The organism is Chryseoglobus sp. 28M-23 (genome assembly GCF_014789785.1).
Lineage (GTDB): Bacteria > Actinomycetota > Actinomycetes > Actinomycetales > Microbacteriaceae > Microcella > Microcella indica.
Map to the genome: position 1 here is coordinate 1,098,434 of NZ_CP061846.1, position 23,529 is coordinate 1,121,962.

The window sequence follows — 23,529 nt, forward strand, 5'->3', positions numbered from 1 at the left end:
CGAATTCTGTCGCAGTCGAGCGGCTACCCGTGCGGCCGGCTCGCCCCGGGGATGGGGGAGCGACGCCGCACGCGGGCCGCGGAGCCGACGACCGGGATCGACGAGGTCGTCGGGTGCAGGTGGATCACGCCGGTGGATGTCGTGACCGTGCGGCTGCCGTCGTCCGGCGCAGGGTCGTCGTCGCGCCTTCCGCGCCGGGGGATGGAGGGCAGCCTGGGCAGGCGCGTGATCGCGCGCTGCTCGGGCAGGCTCCAGCCGAACAGCACCGACGCCATGCGCACCCCGAAGGTGATCGCGACGCCGGCCGCGCCCGCCACGAAGACGTCGACGTCGAACGCCAGGAGAACGGCGATGGTGCCCGAACCGGCCGCGGCAGCGACCGCGTAGAGCGAGCCGACGTGCATGAGCGCGATGGGCAGGTTCAGTAGCAGGTCGCGCAGAATCGAGCCGCCGACCGCCGCGAGAACTCCGACGAAGATGGCGGCGACCTCGGGCAGCCCGAGAGCGAGCGCCTTGGTCGTGCCGATGGCGCCGAAGAGGCCGATCGTGAGCGCGTCGAGCACGGTGATGAGCGGGTTGACCCGTGCGAGCACGCGCTCGAGCAGCATGCCGAGGAGCGCCGCGCCGGTCGCGACGACGACGTACCAGTTGGTCTGCAGGGTCGCGAGCGGAACGTTGAGCAGCAGGTCGCGCAGCAGACCGCCACCGAAGCCGACGACGAGGCCGATGATGGCGACCCCGAGCCAGTCGAGCCTGCGGTCGCGGAACTGCGCCGCGAACAGCGCCCCCTGCAGTGCCCCGATGCCGACGGCGAGCAGGTCGGCCCACAGCGGGATCACGAAGAGGTCGTCCACGTGACCATTCTGTCGCTCTGCGCTGACTGCGCACCGCCCGCGAGCATGCTGACCACGTGCCGGGAAGGGCTCACGCGTGTTCGTGTGTCTCTGACCTGAACTGGTAGACTCTGTTCTAGTCACAGTGACTCTAAGTAGGATCACGGGCCGCGAACGAGAGGGGAATCAGGATGTCCGCCACCGCATCCGACATCGCCCTCGCGGTGTCGACCGTCATCTTCGCGCTCCGCCCCGACGATCAGGGCGGCGACGAGAGCCCCGCGCCCGGAGTGTGGCTGCCGCTCGTGCGGCGCATCCGCGAACCGCACCTGGGTCGGTGGGCGCTGCCCGGCGGATCCGTCGTCGTCGACGAGAGCCTCGAAGCCGCGGCGCGGCGCACTCTCGCCGAGACCACGCAGCTCGAGCCCACCTACCTCGAGCAGCTGTACGCCTTCGGTGACGTCGACCGTTCGCCCGACCGGCGCATGGTCTCGATCGTGTACTGGGCGCTCGTGCGGCCCGACGAGGCCGAGAAGGTCAGCCTGGGGGAGAACGTGCGGTGGTTCGCCGCCGACGACCTGCCCGAGCTCGCCTTCGACCACAACCTCATCGTCGACTACGCCCTGTGGCGCCTGCGCACGAAGATGGAGTACTCGCGCATCGCGCACGCCTTCCTCGGCCCCATGTTCACGCTCGCCGAGCTGCGCAGCGTGCACGAGGCCGTGCTGCAGAGGCCGCTCGACCCCGCGAACTTCCGACGCCAGATGGAGTCGTCGGGCGCGATCGTCCCCACCGACCAGGTCGTCACGGGAGGCCGCCACCGGCCCCCGAGGCTGTACCGCTACAACTCCGACATCGAGCTCGTCGATGTCGGGCCGCTCACCCTCAGGAGCCCGCAGTGACCACCACTCTCGACACGACCATCCGCGCGATCACGAACGGCCAGGCGCCGGGCGAGACGTGCACTCCCGAACTCGCGAAGGGGCCGTGGGAGTTCGACGCGACCCCAGGCTACGGCCCCGGCTCGTCGATGCTCGATGTGATCCCGACGGGGTCGCCGCGGCAGGGGGCGCTGCCGGCCGCCTACCAGGACGCGTCGCCGGGGGACCTGCACCGGCGCATCCACGAGGCGAAGGATGCTCTCGGCGACCGCCTCGTCATCCTCGGGCACTTCTACCAGCGCGATGAGGTCGTGCAGCACGCCGACTTCCTCGGCGACTCCTTCCAGCTCGCCAACGCCGCCCTCACGAAGCCCGACGCCGAGTACATCGTGTTCTGCGGTGTGCACTTCATGGCCGAGACGGCCGACATCCTCGCCCGGCCCGACCAGACGGTGATCCTGCCGAATCTCGCCGCCGGCTGCTCGATGGCCGACATGGCCGACGAGGACTCGGTCGAGGCGGCGTGGGAGGAGCTGCTCTCGGTGTACGGCGACGAGCCCGACGCCGACGGTCGCGTGCCCGTCATCCCCGTGACCTACATGAACTCGTCGGCCGCGCTCAAGGCGTTCTGCGGCAAGCACGGCGGCATCGTCTGCACGTCGTCGAACGCGGCCACCGTGCTCGAGTGGGCGTTCGAGCGCGGGCAGCGCGTGCTGTTCTTTCCCGACCAGCACCTCGGGCGCAACACGGCGAAGGCCATGGGCGTGCCGCTGGAGCAGATGCCGATGTGGAACCCGCGCAAGCCGTTCGGCGGTTCGACGCGCGATGAGCTGCTCGACGCCCGCGTGATCCTGTGGCACGGCTTCTGCAGCGTGCACAAGCGCTTCACGGTCGACCAGGTGGCGGCGGCGCGCGAGTCGCACCCGGGGGTGCGCGTGATCGTGCATCCCGAATGCCCCATGCCCGTCGTGGACGCGGCCGACGAAGCCGGCTCGACCGACTACATTCGGCGCGCCGTCGCCGACGCGACCGAGCCCACGACGTTCGCGATCGGCACCGAGATCAACATGGTCAACCGGCTCGCGGCCGAGTACCCGCAGCACACGATTTTCTGCCTCGACCCCGTCATCTGCCCGTGCTCGACCATGTACCGCATTCACCCCGGGTACCTCGCGTGGGTGCTCGAGGAGCTCGTGGCCGGACGCGTCGTGAACGAGATCGCGGTCGCGTCCACAATTCAGGACGACGCGCGCGTCGCGCTCGAGCGGATGCTCGCCGCCAAGCCGCGGAGCTGACCCCGCCATGGCGCACATCCTCGTCATCGGCAGCGGCATGGCCGGTCTCATCACGGCGATCCGGGCCGCGCGGCACCACGATGTGACGATCGTCACGAAAGACGTGCTGACCGCGGGTTCGACGTCGTGGGCGCAGGGCGGCATCGCCGCCGCCGTGTTCGGCGACGATAGCCCTGCGCTGCACGCGCGCGACACGCTCGACGCCGGCGCGGGGCTGTGCGACCCCGAGGCCGTGCGGGTGCTCACGCAGGAGGGGCCAGGGCGCATCCTCGACCTCGTCTCGCTCGGCGTGGCCTTCGACGCGGCGGACGGAGCCGTGCCGCCGCTCGAGCCCGTGCGTGATTGGGCGCGCGGCCTGGAGGCGGTGCACTCGGTCGCGCGCATCCTGCACGCCGGCGGAGACGCGACCGGTCGCCTCATCGAGGCCGCTCTCGCCGACGCGGTGGGCACCGGGCGCATCCGGGCGCGGGAGTTCGCGCGCGCAACCAGGCTCATCGTCGAGGGCGGGGCCGTGACGGGCGCGGTTGTCGAGTCGCACGCCGCTGGGGTGCGCGGTGCGCGCCCAACCGAGCACGGCGCCGTCAGCGAGACGATCTCGGCCGACGCTGTCGTGCTCGCCACCGGTGGTAGCGGGCGCCTCTACCGGCACACGACGAACCCGCCGGTGTCGACGGGCGACGGCGTCGTGCTCGCCTACGAGGCCGGTGCGGCCTTCGCGGATCTCGAGTTCGTGCAGTTCCACCCCACGGTGCTCGCGGGGGGAGGGCTCGTCTCGGAGGCAGTGCGCGGCGAGGGCGCGACGCTGCTCGACGCTTCCGGGCGTCGCTTCATGCTCGACATTGACCCCCGCGGAGAGCTCGCGCCGCGCGACATCGTGGCGCGCGCGATCGCCCGGCAGATGCGCCTGCAGGATGGCCGGCCGGTGCTGCTCGACGCCACGATGCTCGGCGCCTCGGTGCTGCGCGAGCGATTCCCGACGATCGACGCGCTCGTGCGCGCGACGGGGGTCGACTGGACGCGCACGCCCGTACCGGTGACCCCTGCGGCGCACTACGCCATGGGCGGCGTGCTCACCGACATGGATGGTCGCACGACGCTCCCGGGCCTGTTCGCTGTGGGCGAAACCTCGTCGACGGGCGTGCACGGGGCCAACCGCCTCGCGTCCAACTCGCTGCTCGAGGCCGTCGTCGTCGGCTGGCGCGCGGGCGACGCCGTCTCGGCACCGCACGAGCCGCCCGCGCTCGCGCTGGCAACCTCCACCATTCAGGAGTCGCGGGGCGCCGCTACCGTCTCCACAATTCAGGAGTCGGCGTCGAACGGCATCACCTCCGGCGCCGTGCCACTCGAGCTCGCGATCGCGCCCGACGCCCTGCGAAACGGGGGGCGCGCGTGGACGGCCTCGGACATCCGCGACCGCGCCTGGCAGTCGCTCGGGCTCGAGCGCGACGGTGCATCTTTGGCCGTGCTGGCCCAGGAACTCGCGGATGCCCGGCCCGCCGACGACGAAGCGCACAGTCTTCTGCCGCTCGCGCGCCTGACCTGCGCGGCCGCCGCCGCTCGCACCGAATCGCGCGGCGCGCACGCCCGCACCGACTACCCGCAGCTCGACCCTGCGCAGCGCGTGCGGCGTGTCGTCGTGCGCCCCACGACAGAATCTCCTGAATTGTGGAGATCTGCCGCGCGAGTCGCGGCACCCGCGCCCTCGGAGGTTCACGCATGAGCGGACACGACGACTCTCGCCAGCGGGCCGCCGGCACGGCCGTCGATCCGCCTCGGGCCGCCGTGCTCGCGGTCATCGACGCGGCCCTCGCCGAGGACGCTCCCTGGGGCGATGCGACGAGCGAGGCGGCCATCCCGGCCGAGGCACGGGCCACGGCGACGGTGGTGAGCCGCGTCGACGGCGTGTTCGCGGGCGGTCTCGCACTCGAGCTCGCCTTCCTGCATGCCGACGCGAGCATCGAGGTCGTGCGGCACCTCGACGACGGCGCCGCACTCGAGCCCGGCGCGCTCGTCGCGACGGTGCGCGGCTCGGCCCGGGGCATCCTTCTCGGGGAGCGAGTCGCGCTCAACCTCGCCCAGCGTCTCAGCGGCATCGCCACGCTCACGCGGCGGTATGTCGATGCCGTCACCGGCACGGGCGCCCGCGTCGCCGACACCCGCAAGACCACGCCGGGGCTCCGGATACTCGAAAAGGCCGCCGTGCGCGCCGGCGGCGCCCACAATCATCGGTTCTCGCTCTCGGACGCAGTGATGCTGAAGGACAACCATCTCGCCGTCCTGGCGGCGCAGGGGCTCGATCTGACGGAGGCGATCCGCACCGTGCGCGCGCGCATCCCGCACACGTCGCATCTCGAGGTGGAGGTCGACCGGCTCGACCAGCTGCCCGCCGTGCTCGCCGCCGAGCCCGACACGATCATGCTCGACAATTTCAGCCTCGCCGACCTGCGCGACGGTGTTGCGCTCATCGCCGGCCGCGCGATCGTCGAGGCGAGCGGCGGGGTGACGCTCGAGACCGTGCGCGCGATCGCCGAGACGGGCGTCGACGTCATCTCGGTCGGCGCGCTCACGCACAGTGCCCCCGCCCTGGACCTGGGCCTCGACATCGCGATCGACACCGACACCGCCCGAACGCCGTGAGCCTCATCGACCTCGACCAGGCCGCGACGGGCGCCGTGCGCCGCGAGGTGCTCGAGGCGATGTGGCCGTACCTCACCGGCGACTACGGCAACCCGTCGAGCACGCACTCTCTGGGGCGCAGCGCGGCGGAAGGTCTCGACCGAGCTCGCGCACTGATCGCTCGTGCGACCGGCGTGCGCCCACCCCAGGTCGTGCTCACGAGTGGCGGCACCGAGGCCGACAACCTCGCCGTGATCGGCTTGACCCTGGGCGCGATCGCGAGCGGCCGAGGTCGACATGTGATTGTGAGCGCCGTCGAGCACGAGGCGGTGCTCGCCGCGGCCGACTACCTGGAGCGCTGGCACGACGTCGAGGTCACGCGCCTGCCCGTCGACAATGCAGGACGAACGGATGCCGCGCTCCTGCGCACCGCCCTCCGAGACGACACCGCCCTCGTGAGCGTGCAGCACGCCAACAACGAGGTCGGCACGGTGCAACCCGTGCGGGCGCTGGGCGAGGAGGCTCATGCGCGTGGCGCGCTCTTCCACGTCGACGCCGTGCAGACCGCGGGGTGGATGTCGCTCGACCCGGCAGAGAGTCCTGAGCTGTCGACAGGAGCGCTCGCGCAGGCTGGCCTGTCGAGCGCTGACGCCGTGAGCATCTCGGCCCACAAGCTCGGCGGGCCCAAGGGCGTCGGCGCGCTCATCCTGCACAGCCGCGCGCGGCTCGAGCCGATCATCCACGGCGGTGGTCAGGAGGGCGACCGTCGCAGCGGCACCGAGAACGTGGCGGGGGCCGTGGGGCTCGCCGTCGCGCTGCAGCTCGCGGGGGAGGAGCGCGAGGCGCATCCCGACCGGTGGAGTGCGGAAGCGCAGCGACGCGACGCGCTCATCGCCGCCGTCGTCGAGGCGGTGCCCGGCGCCCAGCTCACCGGCCACGCGGTCGAGCGGCTGCCCGCACACGCGTCGTTCGTCGTGCCGGGGCTCGGCGGCGAGCCGCTGCTGCAGGCTCTCGACGACCGCGGCATCCTCGCCTCGAGCGGCTCGGCGTGCGCCGCCGGGCGCGACGACCCCTCGCCCGTGCTGCTCGCGATGGGCTACGACCCCGACACGGCGCGCACGGCGATCCGCTTCACCTGGGGCGCCTCCACAACTCAGGAGTCGCTCGACGCCGCCGTGCGCACTCTCGCGGAATCAGCGGCGACTCTGCGCGGCGAACGCTGACGAGCAGCGCGATCTCCTGAATTGTTGAGGCGCGGGCGGGGGAGCGCCCACGGCGCAGGCGCACGCGCGATACTGGGGCGGTGCCGACCTACCGAGATGAAGCCGTCGTGCTGCGCACCCACAAGCTGGGCGAAGCCGACCGCATCATCACGATGCTCGGCCGGCAGCACGGCAAGATCCGCGCGGTCGCGAAGGGCGTGCGCCGCACGGCGAGCCGCTTCGGCAGCCGCCTCGAGCCGTTCATGGTCGCCGACCTGCAGCTGTACCGCGGCCGCAGCCTCGACATCATCCAGCAGGCGGTGAGCCTCGGCTCGTACGGCGACGAGATCAGCGCCGACTACGCCCGATACACGGCCGCGAGCGCGATGGTCGAGACGGCCGACAAGGTCACGGGCGACGACGGCGGCGGCCCCCAGCAGTACCTCCTCCTCGTGGGAGCCCTGCGCTCTCTCTCGCGCGGCGAGCACCACGCGAGCCTCACGCTCGACTCGTACCTGCTGCGCGCGCTGTCGATCGCGGGCTGGGCGCCGAGCTTCGCCGACTGCGCGGTCACCGGCGCTGCGGGCCCGCACAGCGCCTTCGTCGTGCAACTGGGCGGCATGGTGGCGGATGGCGTGGCGCCTCCCGGCGCCCCGCGCGTGAGCCCGGCCACCCTCGAGCTGCTCGGCGCCCTCCTGACCGGCGACTGGCCGACCGCGGACGCCGCCGACGAGCGCACCCGTGCGCAGGCGAGCGGGCTCATCGCCGCCTACACGCAGTTCCACCTCGAGCGCGGGCTGCGCTCGCTGCCCCATGTCGACCGCACCCTGCACGTCGAGCCCGCGCTGCACCTCGCCGCCGAGGAACGACCCCACCCCGCGCCGGCGACCTCCACCACTCAGGAGTATGCGTGAGCAGAGCATCCCGACCCCCCGAGCCGCTGCGCCCTCTCGACTGGACGGGCGAGCACCCTCCTGCATTGCGGAGAGAATCCGTGCCGCGGCACGTCGCGATCGTCATGGACGGCAACGGCCGCTGGGCGAACCGCCAGGGCCTCACGCGCGTCGAGGGTCACCGGGCCGGCGAGGCGAGCCTGCTCGACGTCGTCGCGGGCGCCGCGCAGATCGGCGTCACCCACCTGAGCGTCTACGCGTTCAGCACCGAGAACTGGAACCGCAGCCCCGACGAGGTGCGCTTCCTCATGGGCTTCAACCGGGAGGTGCTGCGCCGCCGTCGCGACCAGCTCGACGCCTGGAACGTGCGCATCCGCTGGGCGGGGCGTCGCCCTCGACTCTGGCGCAGCGTCATCAGCGAGCTCGAAGAGGCGCAGGCCCGCACGGCCGGGAACACGGGCCTCACGCTGACGATGTGCGTCAACTACGGCGGCCGCGTCGAGATCGTGGATGCTGTGCGCGCGATCGGCGAGGAGGTCGCCGCCGGGCGGCTCACGCCGGGGCGCATCACCGAGCGCACGATCGCCCGCCACCTCTACGAGCCCGACCAGCCCGACGTCGACCTCTTCGTGCGCTCGAGCGGCGAGCAGCGCACGAGCAACTTCCTGCCCTGGCAGAGCGCCTACGCCGAGATGGTCTTCCTCGACACCCTGTGGCCCGACTTCCGCCGCCGCCACCTGTGGGATGCGATCGCCGACTACGCCTCGCGCGACCGTCGTTTCGGCGGAGCCGTGGACGCTCCCGCCGTCGCCACGGAGGGCGACGCGGGGTGATGCTCGGGCTCGACGCGCTGCCACTGCGCGGTCTCGAGCTCGGCGGCGACCCGCATCGCCGCGGCGACGGCGGGAACGTGCACCGCTGAGCGGAGGGTCACGGCGTGCACGCTGCGATACGTGAGGCCGTCGACCGACTGGATGTGAACGCCATCCGGCACGGTCACGCTCGACAGCGCGAGTCGTGGCAGGAGCGCGACGCCCAGGTGGTTGTCGACGAGGCCGAGAACCGCGGCCGCGTTGTCGGTCTCGTGGGCGATGCGCGGCTGGAATCCTGAGTTCTGGCAGGCCTGCAGCAGGTTCCCGCGGCACAGCGGGCATCCCGCGATCCACTCGTCATCGGCGAACTCGTTCAGGTGGGTGCGTTCGTGGCGGCCGGGGTGCTCGACCGGGATCGCCAGCATGATGTCGTCGTCGAAGAGCGTCGACATGGTCAGCTCGTCGGCGATGCGAGCGTGCGGGTCGCTCCAGTCATCGGGGTATCGGAAGGTGATGGCGAGGTCGACGCGTCCGTCGCGCAGCTGCGCGAGCGCCTCGGGCGGCTCTGCTTCGACGTAGCTGAGCTGAACCCCGGGGTAGGCCTCGGCCATCGCTCCGAGCAGTCTCGGCACGATCGTGGCGGAGGCGGTCGGGAAGGCCGCGACGCGCACGGCGCCGGCGCGCACTCCGGCGAGGTCCGCGAGATCGCCGTGGGCGGCCTGCAGGGCGGAGTGCACGGTCACGGCGTGCTTGGCGAGGACGGCGCCGGCGTCGGTGAGGCGCACTCCGCGACCGGCGCGCGCGACGAGGGGGAGCCCGATGCGATCGGATGCTCGGCCGAGGTGCTGGCTGATCGCGGGTTGACTGTACCCGAGCGCCGAGGCCGCGGCGGAGATGGATCCGGTGTCGGCGATGGCGCGCATGATGCGCAGGGTGTGGAGGTCGAGGTCCGCCGCGTCCATGGCGCAATCATAACTGCAGGTTATGTATCGCATGCACAACGTGCCCTAGTGGTCATGCCACGGGCGGCGGGATGCTGAGGGCATGACCTTGAGCCTCGCCGCAGCCCGCGCTCAGTTCCCTCATGCCTCCGGCTACCTCGATGCCGCGACGCTCGGGTTGCCCCCGAACGAGGCCGTGCGCGCCCTGCGCGCAGACCTCGTCGCGTGGGGCACCGCTCATCGTGACCCCGCGTTCTACGGCGGAGTCGTCGAGTCCGCGCGCGGGCACTACGCGCGCATCGTCGGCACCGAGGTCGACGACGTCGCGATCGGATCGCAGACCTCCGTCATGGCGTCGGTCGTGGCCACGGCGCTGGCGCCGGGGTCGGAGGTGCTCGTCGTCGACGGAGACTTCACGTCGATCGTCTTCCCGTTCCTCGTGCGCGATGACCTGCACGTTCGGTCGGTTCGATTGCGCGACCTTCCCCACGAGATCTCGAGCGCCACGGCGCTCATCGCGTTCTCCCTCATCCAGTCGGCGACCGGCGAGGTGGCGCCCGTCGAGGGTATCCGCGACGCTGCGCGCGAGGCGGGCGCCCTCACGGTGTGCGACGTCACGCAGGCTGCCGGGGTGCACCCCGTGGCAGCGTCGGACTGGGACATCACCCTGTGCCACGCCTACAAGTGGCTGTGCAGTCCGCGCGGAGTGGCCTTCATGACCATGCGCCCCGAGGTGCGCGACCGAGTGCGGCCGGTGCAGGCGGGGTGGTACGCGGGCGACGATATCTGGCGGTCGATCTACGGGCCGCGCATGGCTCTCGCGCCGACCGCGCGCCGGTTCGATGTGTCGCCGGCGTGGCAAGCCTGGGTCGGCGCCGAGCCGTCGCTCGCGCTCTTCGCCGAGCTGGAGATCGCCGAGGTCTGGAGCGCGGCATCCGCTCTCGGCGCCCGCTTCCTGGACGGCATGGGCGAGGTGCCCGTTCACCAGTCGATCGTCACGATTGCCGACCCCGATGGCAGCCGGCTGGCCGCCGTGCGCGCCGCCGGACTCGCCGCGAGCGGGCGCGATGGTCGACTCCGACTCGCGTTCCACCTGTGGAATGACGACACCGACGTACTGCGGGCGATCAGCGCTCTGAGTCCGACACGATCGTCGACATCGTCGATGATCTCACCACCATCCCTGCACGCCCTAGAGTGATCGCACGCTGAGAGTTCTCTGCATCGTCGTTCACTCTTCTCACCTGGAGGACAGCACCGAAATGACCACTTCGCAACGCCGCAGGTTCGCGGCTCTGGGCGCGTCCGTCGTCGCCCTCTCTCTCGCGATCGCGGGCTGCAGCTCGCCCGCCGATCCCGCAGCGGACGACTCGAGCATCACCGTCGCCCTGCCGGGATCTCTCGCCAATCTGTACGTCGGTCAAGAGAACGGCATTCTCAACTACTACATCGCCTCGATCGCGCAGGAGGGGCTCGTCACGCTCGACGCCGAGGGCCAGATCCAGCCCGCTCTCGCCGAGAGCTGGGAGCAGGTGGACGACGTGACGTACGTCTACACGCTGCGGGAGGACGCCCAGTTCCAGGACGGCACTCCCGTCACGGTCGACGACGTCATCTTCTCGATCGAGAAGGCCCAGGACCCCGAGGTGTCGCCGGGCTTCTCGTTCTACCTGGGGGGCATCGCGTCCATGGAGGAGACCGCGGAGCGGGAGCTCACGATCACGCTCAGCGCTCCCGACGCGACGTTCGCGACGCTCATGAGCACGACGGGGGCCCTCTACGTGACCTCGCGCGCCTACTGGGAAGCAAACGAGGGCACGATCGGCACGAGCGAGGGACTGCTGCTCGGCACGACGCCGTACCAGGTCACCGAGTTCGTGCCCGACTCGCACGTCGCCTTCGAGCGCGTCGACAGCTGGTGGGGCGGCGTGCCCGAGATCGAGACCGTGCGCGTCGACTTCATCCCCGATGAGAACACGCGCCTCCTCGCGGCGCAGTCCGGCCAGATCGACGTCGCCTTCAACGTCCCCTTCCAGCAGGCGGAGCAGTGGGAGGCGATCGACGGCTCCGAGGTGCAGTACCTCAACGACCTCTCCTACGTCGGCCTCGTCTTCGACCTCACCGTCGCGCCGTTCGACGACGTCAAGGTGCGCGAGGCCTTCGCGCACGCCGTCGACCGCGAGGCGATCGTGTCGAGCGTTCTGGACGGTCGAGGCGAGGTCGCCCTCGCGATCTCCACGCCCGAGTCGCTCTTCGCGGCGTACGGCCCCGAGGGCGCCGCAGAGGCTCTTGCCGCGGGAGACCAGTTCGCCTTCGACCTCGAGGCAGCGGCGGCAGCCCTCGCCGAGTCCTCCGTCCCCGACGGTTTCACGGCTGAGCTGACGTACCCGGCGACGGGACCCGAGCTCGGCCGCGCCGCCCTCGCGCTCTCCGCGAACCTCGCCGAGATCGGCATCACGCTCGACGTGCGCGAGGTGACCATCGAGGAGTGGCTCGCGACGATCGGCGACGGCGAGCACGGCGTCGGCTACATGTGGTACTTCTCGACGACGGGTGACCCGGGCGAGGTCATCACCTACCTGTACGGCCCGGAGAACCCCTCTCAGTACGAGAACGAGCAAGTGCGTCAGCTGCTCGCGGATGCGGCGGCGGAGAGCGACCCGGTCGTGCGCGCCGACCTCATCCTCGAGGCCGACGAGCTCGCGCGGCCCGACCTCGCGAGCGCGCCGCTCTGGTGGGGCCAGTCGGCGACGGCGTACCTCGACGGCTGGAGCCTCGAGACGACCACGCCGTTCGTGTTCACCAACCCGTGGCCGGCCCTGCTCGAGAAGGCCGAGTGACATGAGGAGTGCGCGACCGAGCGCACTCCTCGCCGGGTGGGCATCCTCCTTCTGGGGGATGCTCACCCTCCGGCTTCTCGGAGTGATCGCGATCGTTGCGGTGCTGTCTGTGCTGATCTTCAGCATGATGCACCTCGTGCCGGGCGACCTCGTCCGCAACCTCCTGGGGCTGCGTCCGGCGAGCCCCGAGACGATCGCGGCGATCCGCGAGCAGTACCGGCTCGATGATCCGCTCTGGGTTCAGTACGGCGCGTGGCTCGGCAACGCGCTCAGCGGAGACTTCGGCACGAGCATCCGGTACCAGACCCCCGTGGCGACCGCGATCGGAAGCCGCGTCGGGCTGACGGCAGCACTGTGCGGGCTCGCGATGCTCATCGCGGTCGTGACGGCGATTCCCCTCGGCGTGCTCGCCGCCGTGCGCGCGCGCCGGCCGGTCGACCAGCTCGTCACCGGCTTCTCGGTCGTGGGGCTCAGCGCCCCCGCCTTCGTCGTCAGCCTCGTGCTGCTGACGGTGTTCGCGTACTACCTGCCGATCTTCCCCGTCTACGGCGGTGGGTCGACCCCGCTCGACCAGCTCTACCACCTCGTGCTGCCCGCGATCGCGCTCGCGACCGGGCTCGGCGCGATCCTCATGCGCCTCACGCGGGCCGCCATGATCGAGGCGCTCGCGAGCGACTACGTCACGTTCGCGCGGTCGCGCGGGCTGAGCGGGATGCGCGTGCTCGCGATCGCGCTCCGCAACTCCGCCATCCCCATCTCCACCGCTGCCGGCCTCGTGCTCACGTACGTCATCGGGGGCACGATCCTCGTCGAGACCGCGTTCGCGCTCCCCGGCCTCGGGCTCATGCTGCAGGACGCCGTGCTGTTCAAGGACATCGCCCTCGTCCAGGCGCTCGTGCTGCTCATCGCCGTCGTCATCGCGCTCATCACGGTCGTGATCGACCTGCTGTACGCGGTGCTCGATCCGCGCATCCGCACTCGGAAGGCGAACGCATGACCGCGACGACCACCCTGTCGGCGACGAGTGCGCCGGGCGCGACCTCCGTCGGGCGGTGGGGCCTCATCGTCACCGGCTCGATCGTGGGCCTCGCGCTGCTCCTCGCCGCGTTCGGCGGCCTCCTCGCCCCGGACGCCCTCGTGCAGGACATCCTGCTCGGCGCGACGCCGCCCGGCACACCGGGGCACCCGCTCGGCACCGACGCGCTCGGGCGCGATGTGCTCGCGCTGCTCATCGCCGGCACGGGCTCCGCGGTCGCCGGCCCGGTCGTGATCGCCCTCGGGTCGATGGTCATCGGCATCCTGGTCGGCACGGTCGCCGGTTACCTCTCCGGCCCGCTCGACTTCGCGGTCGGGCGCGTGACCGATCTGCTGCTCGCCCTCCCCGTCGTCGTCGTCGCGATCGTGATCGCCGGCATCTTCGGCAGCGGCTACTGGGTGACCGTCGCGATGCTCATCCTGCTGTTCGCCCCCTCCGACATCCGACTCGTCCGCGCCGCCGTCATCGAGCAGTCGGCGCGCCCCTACATCGAGTCGGCGCGCATGCTGCGCCTCCCCACCGCGCGCATCATGTTCCGGCACATCCTTCCCAACGTCTCGCCCATCATCGTGACCAACGCGCTCGTCAACCTCGCCATCGCGATCGTCGCGCTCTCCTCGCTCTCCTTCCTCGGCGTGGGCGTGGCGCCCGACGCGGCCGACTGGGGCCGACAGCTCACCGATGGGCGCTCGCTCCTGCTCGCCAACCCCGCGGCGGCGCTCGCGCCCGCCCTGGCGATCGTCGTCGTGGCGTGCGCCGTGAACCTGCTCGGCGACGCCGTCGCCGCGCGATCGATGTCGAGAGGAGGCCGGGCATGAGCGCCGTCCAGACCACGAGCGCCGCGGGTGCCCCCAGCGCCCCTGGTGGCGACGCGCTGCTGAAGGTCACGGGCCTGACGGTGAGCGGTCCGCGCGGCCGCATCGTCTTGCCGCTCGACCTCGAGGTCAGGGCGGGCCGCACCCTCGCGATCGTCGGGGAGTCCGGGTCGGGCAAGTCGCTCACGGCACGCGCTCTCACGGGCCTCCTCGACGCGGGTCTCCGTGCGGAGGGCGTGCTCGCCCTGCAGGGCCGGGAGTTCTCTCTCGCGGAGGCCGACGTGCCCTGGCGCGCCCTGCGCGGCTCGGCGGTCTCGCTCCTCCTGCAGGACCCGTTCACGAGCCTGAGCCCCGTGCACCGCTGCGGGCGTCAGATCGCCGACACCGTGCGGGCCACGGCGAAGCGAGCTGGTCGACGGCTCGCGCGTGCCGCTGTCGACGCGATCGTCGCTGAGCGGTTGAGCGAGGTCGGGCTCGACCCGGCCGTCGCCCGGCGGTACCCGCACGAGCTCTCGGGCGGCATGCGGCAGCGCGTCGCGATCGCGGCCGCCATCGCGGGCGACCCCGACGTGCTGATCGCGGACGAGCCGACCACGGCGCTCGACGCCTCCACACAGGCCGAGGTGCTCGCCGTCATCGCCGAGCTCCAGCGCCGCCGCGGACTGGGCGTCATCCTCATCTCGCACGACCTCTCCGTCGTGCGCGGCGTCGCCGACGACGTCATCGTCCTGTACGCGGGAGGGGTCGCAGAGGTCGGCCCGGCCGACGCCGTGCTCGACCGCGCCGTGCATCCCTACACGGCGCGGCTCCTCGCCGCCGACCCGCCCCTCGATGAGCGCCTCGAAGCGCTGCCGGGTATCCCCGGCTCCGTCCCCTCGCCGGGGGAGCGGCCGGCCGGATGCGCCTTCGCGCCCCGCTGCGCACTCGCCAGCGAGCTGTGCTCGACCGAGACACCGCCTCTCGAGCTCGTCGCCACGGGAGCCCGCGCCGCGTGCCACCACAGCTCTCACCCGCTCACGATCGACGCACGGCGACCCGGTGCTGACCCGGCGCCGGTCGGCGCGGACGACGAGCCCCTGCTGGCCGTCCGCGGCCTGCGCGCCCGCCACGGCGCCGTGACCGTCGTCGACGACGTCGACGTTCGCGTCCACGCCTCGGAGATCGTCGGCATCGTCGGCGAGTCCGGCTCGGGCAAGACGACGGTCGCGCGCTGCGTCGCCGGCCTCCACACCGACTTCGACGGCGAGATCCTGCTCGCGGGCGCGCCGCTCGCTCGCCGGCTCGCTGAGCGTGACCCACGCTCCGTCCAGGTCGTGTTCCAAGACCCGTACTCGGCGCTCAACCCCCGCATGACGATCGGCGACACCCTGCGCGAGGCGCTCGCGGTCGGCCGCAGGCCCGCCTCGCACCTGCCCGAGCTGCTGGCGAGCGTCGGTCTGCCGCCGCACTACGAGCGCAAGCGGCCGCGCGACCTCTCGGGCGGCGAGCGTCAGCGCGTCGCTCTCGCCCGTGCTCTCGCCCCGCGACCGCGCGTCCTCATCTGCGACGAGTCGGTCTCCGCTCTCGACGTGTCTGTGCAGGCGCAGATCCTCGGTCTCATCCACAGCATCCGAGACGAGTTCGGCATCGCCGTGCTCTTCATCAGCCACGACCTCGCGGTCGTCCGCCAGGTGTGCGACAGCGTCGTCGTCCTCCGCCGCGGGCGAGCAGTCGAGTCCGGCGCCGTCGGCGCCGTCCTCGGCGCACCCCAGCACGAGTACACGCGAGCGCTGCTCGCCGCCTCCCGGCCCCTCGACGCACGACAAGGACCCTCATGAGCACCACGACTGATGTGACGATCACCGCAACGACGCTCGAGCCCGGCGTCCACGAGGCACCGACCGGCGTGCCCGGCGCGGTGCGCGATCGCTGGGCTCGCGACGACGGCTCGGCACTCGTGACCGAGTATCTGGCGCACGAGTCGCGCACCGATCGCGTCCTCGCGGGGGCCCGCGTGCGCCGGCGCCCGCACACCGCGAGCGCCGTCATCACGGGCGCCTTCGCGGTCGAGGGGGCGGCCCAGGAGCGCGCGGTCGAGGGCATCGTCGAGCGCATCGTCGAGGATGCCCGTTCCCTCGGTGAGCCGCTCATCAAGTGGGAGACGCTCGCCGTCGACGAGCTCGACCCGGCTGGTCATGGCTTCCGGCATCTCGCGCAGCCCCACCACTCGGGCGCCGGCACCGAGCCGCACATCCTCGGCTGGGTGCGTGATCTCGTCGAGTGGCCTCGCGCCGAGCATCCCTACTATCGGCAGACCACCGAGTTCACGTGCGGGGGTGCGGCCGCGCTGCTCGCCCTCGATGCGGCGGGAGCGAGCCTGCTCGGGCCCGACCGCCGCGCCAACCGGCTCGCCGAGCTCGACGTGTGGCGCACCGCGACGAACATGCCGGCGTGCGACCCCTACGCGCTCGCCACGGCCGTCACCCGCCTCGCCGCACGGCACGGCGCGCGCACCGTCGAGGTCTACCTCGACACCGAGGGCCCCGTGCTGCTCGAGCACCTCGACGATGCCGACGAGATCGCCCTGCGCGCCGACCTCCAAGAGCTCGCCGCGCTCGACCTGGACGCGCTCGGGGTGGAGCGGCACCGGTCGCGCCTGCCCATGATCGACCTCGCGCGCGCCGTGGGCGACGGCGCGATCGCTCTCCTGCTCATCGACCTCACGAGCCTCATCGACGACCCGACGCCGCACTGGGTCACCGCGCTCTCCGCGCACGGCGAGCTGGTGCTCATCGACGACCCCTGGGTGGAGACGAGCATCGGGGAGTCCTGGGTCGTCACGCACGAGCTCGTCGTCCGTGCCGAGGAGCTCGAGTCGATCGTGACCTGGGGGAGCGGCTACCGCGGCGTCATCCTCCTGAAGCCCTAGGCGGAATCGCGCTCGCAGCGTCACTAGACTGGGCCATCGTGCCGTGCACCCAGCTCGGCGGATCAAGGAGTGTTCGTGGCATCCAGCAGTCGACTCGATGCGGTCATCGCGCTCGCCAAGCGGCGCGGTTTCGTGTTCCAGGCGGGCGAGATCTACGGGGGTTCCCGGTCCGCGTGGGACTACGGGCCCCTCGGCGTCGAGCTCAAGGAGAACATCAAGCGCCAGTGGTGGCGGTCGATGGTCACGCGCCGCGACGACGTCGTCGGGCTCGACTCGAGCGTCATCCTGCCGCGCAAGGTGTGGGAGGCGTCCGGCCACGTCGACGTCTTCAGCGACCCCCTCGTCGAGTGCCTGAACTGCCACAAGCGCTACCGGGCCGACCACCTCGAGGAGGAGTTCGAGGAGAAGAAGGGCCGCGCGCCCGAGGGCGGGCTCGCCGAGGTCGTGTGCGTCAACTGCGGCACGCGCGGGCAGTGGACCGAGCCGAAGGAGTTCTCGGGCCTGCTCAAGACCTACCTGGGCCCCGTCGAGGAGGAGTCCGGGCTGCACTACCTGCGCCCCGAGACCGCGCAGGGCATCTTCGTGAACTTCGTGAACGTCCTGAACGCCGCACGCGTCAAGCCGCCGTTCGGCATCGGGCAGATCGGCAAGTCGTTCCGCAACGAGATCACCCCGGGCAACTTCATCTTCCGCACCCGCGAGTTCGAGCAGATGGAGATGGAGTTCTTCGTCGAGCCCGGCAGTGACGAGGAGTGGCACCAGTACTGGATCGACACCCGCATGGCGTGGTACACCGATCTCGGCATCAACCCCGAGAACCTGAGGCTGTACGAGCACCCGGCGGACAAGCTCTCGCACTACTCGAAGCGCACCGTCGACATCGAGTACCGCTTCGGATTCTCCGGCTCGGAGTTCGGCGAGCTCGAAGGCGTCGCCAACCGCACCGACTTCGATCTCTCGACCCACGCCGCCGCCTCCGGAGTCGACCTGTCGTACTTCGACCAGGGCAAGAACGAGCGCTGGACGCCGTACGTCATCGAGCCGGCGGCAGGTCTGACGCGCTCGCTCATGGCGTTCCTCGTCGATGCCTACGCCGAAGACGAGGCTCCCAACACGAAGGGCGGCGTCGACGTGCGCACCGTGCTGCGCCTCGACCGCAGGCTGGCCCCGGTCAAGGCCGCGGTGCTGCCGCTGTCGCGCAACGAGAGACTGTCGCCCGTCGCGCGCGAGCTCGCCGACACCCTGCGTCAGCACTGGAACGTCGACTTCGACGACGCGGGCGCGATCGGTCGTCGCTACCGCCGTCAGGACGAGATCGGCACGCCGTTCGCCATCACGGTCGACTTCGACACGCTCGACGACCAGGCCGTGACGGTGCGCGAGCGCGACACCATGCAGCAGGAGCGCATCCCGCTGGCCAAGCTCGAGGGGTACCTCGCGGCAGAGTTGCTCGGCGCGTAGCCGCGCCCCCGCGGCGCGAGCCCGCGCGGCCTCCCGTACCGAGCGACGCGTGCCGCCGAGCACGCCCCCGCGAGTTCGGTCTCCACAATTCAGGAGTCGCGGCGTGAGACAGGGCATCCTGGGGCCATTGTCGGCGTGTCGCGCGCGGGCGGCGACGCGAACTCCTGAGTTGTGGAGGCGCGTGGTGCGCGACGAGTCCTCCCCAGCGAGCACGGGTGGCGTGACATTCCGACATCGTGCTGAGCGCCGGTCACCGGCTGTGGGGGCGGGCATCCTGCCGCCATGGATGCCCGAGCTCTCGTCGTCGCGCACGGCGGCGCACTCGACCGGCGTCGGTTGGTCGAGCTGGGCGCGACGGATCACGATCTGCGCGTTGCGCTGAAGCAAGGCGGGCTCAACCGGCCTCGGCGCGGCTGGTACTCGAGCTGGGCCGAAGACGACCCGCGGTTCCGGGCGATCCGCGTGGGTGGGCGGCTCACCGGCCTGAGCGCGATCGCCGCACTGGGCGGCTGGGTGCTCGGCACGCATCCGCTCCACGTCGCGGTGCCGACCAACGCGGCGCGATTGCGCAGTCAGTGGCGGCGTGAGGTTCCCTGGGCGGATGCCCGGCCCGACGGCGTCGTCGTGCACTGGGTCGCGGCATCCCACGATCGGGGTGAGTCGACCGGTGTCGTGCCACTCCTCGAGGCGCTCGAACTCGTGTGCAGTGTCGAGCCGCTCGAGCAGGCAGTAGCGGCGATCGACTGGGCGCTCACCTCGGGCCGGATCGACCGCATTGATCGTGCCGTGCTGGCCGAACGGCTGGGGCCGCTCAGCGCGCTCGTGGAGCTCGCTGACGATCGCTGCGAGTCATTGCCCGAGAGTCTCGCCCGCACTCGATTGCGCGCCGCGGGACTGCAGGTGACCTCGCAGGTGCACTGGAGGGGAGGGCTTGAGCGCATCGACCTCGTGGTCGAGGGAGTCGTCGCGCTCGAGGTCGATGGCGAGGAGTTTCACCGGGACACGTTCGAGAAAGACCGGTGGCGCGACCTCGAACTGACCGATGCGGGGTACCACGCGCTGCGTTCGAGCGCCCGGCAGGTGTTCGGCCAGTGGCCCGTGGTGCAGGCCGCGGTGGAGCGCGCGCTGCAGGCGCGCGGCATCCATGTGCATCTCCACAATTCAGGAGTCGAGGCCCTCCAGCACCCCGCGACACGCCGGTGGGTGGCTCCCCACGCCGCCGCACCTGCCCCGACTCCTGAATTGTGGAGGTGACCGCAGGGAATACCCCCGCGGCGGTCGCGTTGACCCCAGCATGAGCGAGCCGCTGAGTGTGCAGATCTGGTCGGACGTGCAGTGCCCCTGGTGCTACATCGGCAAGCGCAAGTTCGAGGCCGCGCTGGCCGAGCTCGCGGCCGACCCCGAGGCCCCCCAGGTCGAGGTCGTGTACCGCTCCTACGAGCTCGCCCCCGACACGCCCGTCGACTTCGAGGGGACCCCCGTCGACTACCTCAGCCAGCGCAAGGGCATCGCCCCCGAGCAGGCGCGCGCGATGATCGACCGCGTCACGGGCATCGCCGAGTCGGTCGGCCTCGACTACCGCTACGACGACATCCACCAGACCAACACGGTGCTCGCGCACGAGCTGCTGCACTTCGCGAAGGCGCACGGCAAGCAGCTCGAGCTCAAGGAGCGCCTGCTGCGCGCCTACTTCACGGAGGGCCGCCACATCGGCCGAGCCGACGACCTCGCTGAGCTCGCCGCCGAGGTGGGTCTCGACCGCGACGCCGCGGCGACCGCTCTCGCCGCGCACACGCACTTGGCCGAGGTCAAGGCGGACATGGCGCAGGCGGTGGCGTACGGCATCCAGGGTGTGCCGTTCTTCGTCATCGACGACCGATACGGCATCTCGGGAGCCCAGGACACCGCCCACTTCGTCGCCGCGCTGAGGCAGGCGGCGGCCGAGCGCACCGAGGCGCCGGCATGAGCGCGGATGCCCGGCCGCAGCCCCTCACCCTCCTGACCACCTCGGCTCCGGGCGCCGAGCTCGCCGCCTGCGAGGGCGACTCCTGCCTCGTGCCGTCGAGCATCGCCGCGCCCCGCAGTCCCGAACCTCAGGAGTAGCGGCCCCGCTCGACTGCGCCCCGTCGCGGCGCTACCGCGCCGGCAGCGGCTCGGTGATGTCGGCGACGGTCGCCGACATCGAGGTGAGCAGCTCATCCGCCGCGACGAAGAGCGACGCGCCGTGCGACCCCGCGCCGAGCGACACCCGCCGACCTTGCAGCGACACGTCGGCATAGACGGGCCACGCGGTCGTCGAGCCGAGCGGCGTGATGGTGCCGCGCTCGAATCCCGTGGCCGCGAGCGCCTCCGCGGCGTCGGGCAGCCGCAGTTTGTTGACCCCGACGAGGGCCCGCAGCTTGGGCCACGCGAGCTGCCGGTCGCCGGGCACGAGCGCGAAGAGGAAGTTGCCGTCGCTGCGCGCGACGACGAGCGTCTTGACGATCGACGACGGGGCGATGCCGAGCAGCTCGGCGGCCTCCTCGAGCGAGCGGGCGCGCATCCTCTCGACGAACTCGATGTCGAGTCCGCGCGCGGCGGCGTCAGCGGCGACCCTGTCGCGGCCGGCTGCTGCATCGGTCATGGCGCTCCTTCCGCGCTCTAGGCTGAGTCCATGAGCAACGGCGCACCGATCAGAACCGGCATCATCGGCTTCGGACTCGCGGGTCGAGTCTTCCACGCCCCTTTCCTCGCGACGAATCCCGCGTTCACGATCGCGGCGATCGCGACGAGCAGCGAGGAGAGGGCCGCGCAGGCTACCGCGGCTCACCCGGGTGCGCAGATCATGTCGACGGATGCCCTGCTCGCGCTCGCATCGGCCGGCGACCTCGACCTCGTGGTGCTGGCCTCCCCTCCGCACGTGCATCGCGAGCAGGCGATCACCGCGCTCGAGGGCGGGGCCGCGGTCGTCATCGACAAGCCGTTCGCGCCGAGTGTCGCCGACGCCGAGGCGATCATCGCCGCGGCCGACGCCGCGCAACGCCCTCTCACGGTCTTCCAGAACCGACGCTGGGACGGCGACTACCTCACGGTCGCACGCCTGCTGGAGCGCGGCGCCCTCGGCACGGTGCACCGCTTCGTGTCGACGTTCGAGCGCTTCGGGGCTCCGAAGCGCGACCAGTGGCAGGGGCAGATCACGCCAGCGCAGGGCGGCGGCATCCTCTTCGACCTCGGCAGCCATCTCGTCGATCAGGCGCTCACGCTGTTCGGTCCGGCGACGCTCGAGGTCGCCGAGCTGCGTGCCGTGCGCGAGGGGCTCGGCAGCGAGGACGACGCGTTCCTCTCGCTGCGGCACGAGAGCGGCGTGCGCAGCCACCTCACGATGAGCCGGGTGGCGGCGCAGAGCGGCCCGCGGTTCCGCGTGCTGGGCGACGAGAGCGGGTACAGCGTGTACGGCCTCGACGGGCAGGAGCCGGCACTCAAGGTTGGCCGCTGGCCGGGCAGCGAGGGATACGGCGAGACGCCCTCGGCCCAGTGGGGCCTGCTCGGCGTCGACAACGGCGAGCAGCCGCTTGTGCCGGTTCCGACGGAGGCGGGCGCCTACCCGCGGTTCTACGAGCAGGTCGCGGCAAGCATCCTCGACGGCGCCTCGGTGCCCGTCGACCCGCGCAGCGCCCTCGAGACCGTGCGCATCATCGAGCAGGCGCACGCGCAGAGCGCCTCCTGACCGCGGGCACGGCGAGCGCGGATCGCGCGGCCGGGGTGACCTGGGAGAATGGACCGGTCATGTCTCTTCCGTCCACTCCCTCTGCGCCTGCCGTGACGCTCCCTGCGCCCGCAGCGCCCGCACTCAGTATCGGCCCGATCCCGCTGAGCGTGCCGGTCGTGCTCGCGCCGATGGCCGGCATCACGAACACGGCGTTCCGCCGCCTGTGCCGCGAGTACGGGGCCGGCCTGTACGTGAGCGAGATGATCACGAGTCGGGCGCTCGTCGAGCGCACGCCCGAGAGCATGCGCCTCATCACGCATCACGAGTCAGAGACCCCGCGCAGCATCCAGCTCTACAGCGTCGACCCGGCGACGGCGGCGGAGGCGACGCGTTTCCTCGTGGGCGAGGGGCTCACCGACCACATCGACATGAATTTCGGATGCCCGGTGCCGAAGGTCACCCGCAAGGGCGGGGGTGCCGCCCTGCCGTGGAAGCTCGAGCTGTTCCGCTCGATCGTCGAGGCGACGGTGCGGGCGGCTGGCCCGATCCCGGTGACGGTGAAGATGCGCAAGGGCATCGATGCCGACCACCTCACCTACCTGGAGGCGGCCAAGGCCGCTGAGGGCGCTGGCGTCGCGGCGGTCGCGCTGCACGCGCGCACGGCGGCCGACTTCTACAGCGGCAACGCCGACTGGGACGCGATCGGGACGCTCAAGGAGACGATCAGCTCCGTGCCGGTCTTGGGCAACGGCGACATTTGGTCAGCCGAGGATGCCCTGCGCATGGTCGAGCAGTCGGGCTGCGACGGCATCGTGGTCGGGCGCGGGTGTCTGGGCCGGCCGTGGTTGTTCGGCGACCTCGCTGCGGCGTTCCGCGCTCGCGCGGACAGTGAGAACGAGTCAGAGCGCCACGTCCGCATCCAACCGAATCTCGGCGAGGTCGCCGACGCGTTCCGCCGCCACGCCGAGCTGCTCGTCGAGTTCTTCGACGACGAGGTGAAGGCGTGCCGCGACATCCGCAAGCACGTCGCCTGGTACTTCAAGGGGTACCCCGTGGGCGGTGAGCTGCGCGCACGCCTGGCGGCCGTCGAGAGTCTGCAGCACATGGACGACCTGCTGGGCGAGCTCGACCGTGACGTTCCCTACCCGGGCGCAGAGGCTGAGGGGCCGCGCGGCCGTGCGGGCTCGCCGAAGAGGCCTGCACTGCCCGAGAACTGGCTCGCCGACCGCGAGCTGACCGACGCCCACCGGGCCGCGATCTCCGCCGCCGAGTTGCACCACAGCGGCGGCTGACGCGTGCCCCACTCTC

The 23,529-nt window shown here is 71.6% G+C and carries 21 protein-coding genes and 1 pseudogene; 19 read left to right on the top strand and 3 right to left on the bottom strand.

Annotated features, from left to right (window positions below; all coding sequences use genetic code 11):
- Window positions 1–218: 218 nt before the first annotated feature.
- A pseudogene (locus IE160_RS05355) lies at window positions 219–854 on the bottom strand (trimeric intracellular cation channel family protein); the annotation flags it as partial.
- Window positions 855–1,024: 170 nt separating this feature from the next.
- Here IE160_RS05355 and IE160_RS05360 point away from each other — a divergent pair.
- The 7 genes from IE160_RS05360 to IE160_RS05390 all read left to right on the top strand — a co-directional run bounded on the left by IE160_RS05360 (window position 1,025) and on the right by IE160_RS05390 (window position 8,553).
- Window positions 1,025–1,735, top strand: coding sequence for an NUDIX hydrolase (locus IE160_RS05360; RefSeq protein WP_191151855.1), 711 nt, complete (start codon window positions 1,025–1,027; stop codon window positions 1,733–1,735).
- Window positions 1,732–3,009: a quinolinate synthase NadA gene (nadA, locus tag IE160_RS05365; RefSeq protein ID WP_191151856.1), complete on the top strand. Its 1,278-nt coding sequence runs from the start codon at window positions 1,732–1,734 to the stop codon at window positions 3,007–3,009. The genes IE160_RS05360 and nadA overlap by 4 nt, the downstream gene beginning before the upstream one ends.
- Window positions 3,010–3,016: 7 nt before the next feature.
- Window positions 3,017–4,729 (top strand): L-aspartate oxidase, encoded by a 1,713-nt coding sequence (gene nadB / locus IE160_RS05370; protein WP_191151857.1) that lies wholly within the window; start codon window positions 3,017–3,019, stop codon window positions 4,727–4,729.
- Window positions 4,726–5,646, top strand: a complete 921-nt coding sequence (gene nadC / locus IE160_RS05375; protein ID WP_179873662.1) for a carboxylating nicotinate-nucleotide diphosphorylase — start codon at window positions 4,726–4,728, stop codon at window positions 5,644–5,646. The genes nadB and nadC overlap by 4 nt, the downstream gene beginning before the upstream one ends.
- On the top strand, window positions 5,643–6,848 hold the full coding sequence (locus IE160_RS05380; RefSeq protein WP_191151858.1) for a cysteine desulfurase family protein: 1,206 nt from the start codon (window positions 5,643–5,645) through the stop codon (window positions 6,846–6,848). The genes nadC and IE160_RS05380 overlap by 4 nt, the downstream gene beginning before the upstream one ends.
- Before the next feature lie 80 nt (window positions 6,849–6,928).
- Complete coding sequence (gene recO, locus IE160_RS05385; RefSeq protein WP_191151859.1) at window positions 6,929–7,741, top strand: DNA repair protein RecO; 813 nt, start codon at window positions 6,929–6,931, stop codon at window positions 7,739–7,741.
- Window positions 7,738–8,553, top strand: a complete 816-nt coding sequence (locus IE160_RS05390; RefSeq protein ID WP_191151860.1) for an isoprenyl transferase — start codon at window positions 7,738–7,740, stop codon at window positions 8,551–8,553. Before recO ends, IE160_RS05390 begins: the two co-directional genes overlap by 4 nt.
- Here the strand turns inward: IE160_RS05390 and IE160_RS05395 are convergent.
- Window positions 8,478–9,494, bottom strand: a complete 1,017-nt coding sequence (locus tag IE160_RS05395) for a LysR family transcriptional regulator (protein WP_224744591.1) — start codon at window positions 9,492–9,494, stop codon at window positions 8,478–8,480. The two genes, IE160_RS05390 and IE160_RS05395, sit on opposite strands and share 76 nt — an antisense overlap.
- 82 nt (window positions 9,495–9,576) lie before the next feature.
- On the opposite strand from IE160_RS05395, the gene IE160_RS05400 reads away from it, so the two are divergent.
- The 10 genes from IE160_RS05400 to IE160_RS05445 all read left to right on the top strand — a co-directional run bounded on the left by IE160_RS05400 (window position 9,577) and on the right by IE160_RS05445 (window position 20,636).
- Window positions 9,577–10,674 carry an aminotransferase class V-fold PLP-dependent enzyme gene (locus IE160_RS05400; RefSeq protein WP_191151862.1) on the top strand — a complete coding sequence of 366 codons (1,098 nt, stop codon included), beginning with the start codon at window positions 9,577–9,579 and terminating at the stop codon, window positions 10,672–10,674.
- 61 nt (window positions 10,675–10,735) lie between these two features.
- Window positions 10,736–12,313: an ABC transporter substrate-binding protein gene (locus IE160_RS05405; RefSeq protein WP_191151863.1), complete on the top strand. Its 1,578-nt coding sequence runs from the start codon at window positions 10,736–10,738 to the stop codon at window positions 12,311–12,313.
- A 1-nt stretch (window position 12,314) separates the two neighbouring features.
- Window positions 12,315–13,310, top strand: coding sequence for an ABC transporter permease (locus IE160_RS05410; protein WP_224744592.1), 996 nt, complete (start codon window positions 12,315–12,317; stop codon window positions 13,308–13,310).
- A complete protein-coding gene (locus IE160_RS05415) occupies window positions 13,307–14,167 on the top strand; it encodes an ABC transporter permease (RefSeq protein ID WP_191151864.1) in 861 nt (286 codons plus the stop codon). Before IE160_RS05410 ends, IE160_RS05415 begins: the two co-directional genes overlap by 4 nt.
- Complete coding sequence (locus IE160_RS05420) at window positions 14,164–15,981, top strand: dipeptide ABC transporter ATP-binding protein (RefSeq protein ID WP_191151865.1); 1,818 nt, start codon at window positions 14,164–14,166, stop codon at window positions 15,979–15,981. The genes IE160_RS05415 and IE160_RS05420 overlap by 4 nt, the downstream gene beginning before the upstream one ends.
- Window positions 15,978–17,072 (top strand): peptidase C39 family protein, encoded by a 1,095-nt coding sequence (locus tag IE160_RS05425; RefSeq protein WP_191151866.1) that lies wholly within the window; start codon window positions 15,978–15,980, stop codon window positions 17,070–17,072. The genes IE160_RS05420 and IE160_RS05425 overlap by 4 nt, the downstream gene beginning before the upstream one ends.
- A gap of 75 nt (window positions 17,073–17,147) precedes the next feature.
- On the top strand, window positions 17,148–18,533 hold the full coding sequence (locus IE160_RS05430) for a glycine--tRNA ligase (RefSeq protein ID WP_191151867.1): 1,386 nt from the start codon (window positions 17,148–17,150) through the stop codon (window positions 18,531–18,533).
- A gap of 282 nt (window positions 18,534–18,815) precedes the next feature.
- Window positions 18,816–19,787 (top strand): endonuclease domain-containing protein, encoded by a 972-nt coding sequence (locus IE160_RS05435; RefSeq protein WP_191151868.1) that lies wholly within the window; start codon window positions 18,816–18,818, stop codon window positions 19,785–19,787.
- A gap of 40 nt (window positions 19,788–19,827) precedes the next feature.
- A complete protein-coding gene (locus IE160_RS05440) occupies window positions 19,828–20,499 on the top strand; it encodes a DsbA family oxidoreductase (protein ID WP_191151869.1) in 672 nt (223 codons plus the stop codon).
- Window positions 20,496–20,636, top strand: coding sequence for a hypothetical protein (locus tag IE160_RS05445; RefSeq protein ID WP_191151870.1), 141 nt, complete (start codon window positions 20,496–20,498; stop codon window positions 20,634–20,636). Before IE160_RS05440 ends, IE160_RS05445 begins: the two co-directional genes overlap by 4 nt.
- 31 nt (window positions 20,637–20,667) lie before the next feature.
- Here the strand turns inward: IE160_RS05445 and IE160_RS05450 are convergent, their stop codons facing one another.
- The gene (locus tag IE160_RS05450; protein WP_191151871.1) at window positions 20,668–21,156 is read right to left on the bottom strand and encodes an aminoacyl-tRNA deacylase; all 489 of its coding nucleotides are present in this window, start codon (window positions 21,154–21,156) and stop codon (window positions 20,668–20,670) included.
- Between the two features lie 30 nt (window positions 21,157–21,186).
- Here IE160_RS05450 and IE160_RS05455 point away from each other — a divergent pair, with 30 nt between their 5' ends.
- Window positions 21,187–22,239, top strand: coding sequence for a Gfo/Idh/MocA family protein (locus tag IE160_RS05455; RefSeq protein ID WP_179873671.1), 1,053 nt, complete (start codon window positions 21,187–21,189; stop codon window positions 22,237–22,239).
- 59 nt (window positions 22,240–22,298) lie between these two features.
- Window positions 22,299–23,513 carry a tRNA dihydrouridine synthase DusB gene (gene dusB / locus IE160_RS05460; RefSeq protein ID WP_179873672.1) on the top strand — a complete coding sequence of 405 codons (1,215 nt, stop codon included), beginning with the start codon at window positions 22,299–22,301 and terminating at the stop codon, window positions 23,511–23,513.
- Window positions 23,514–23,529 lie beyond the last annotated feature (16 nt).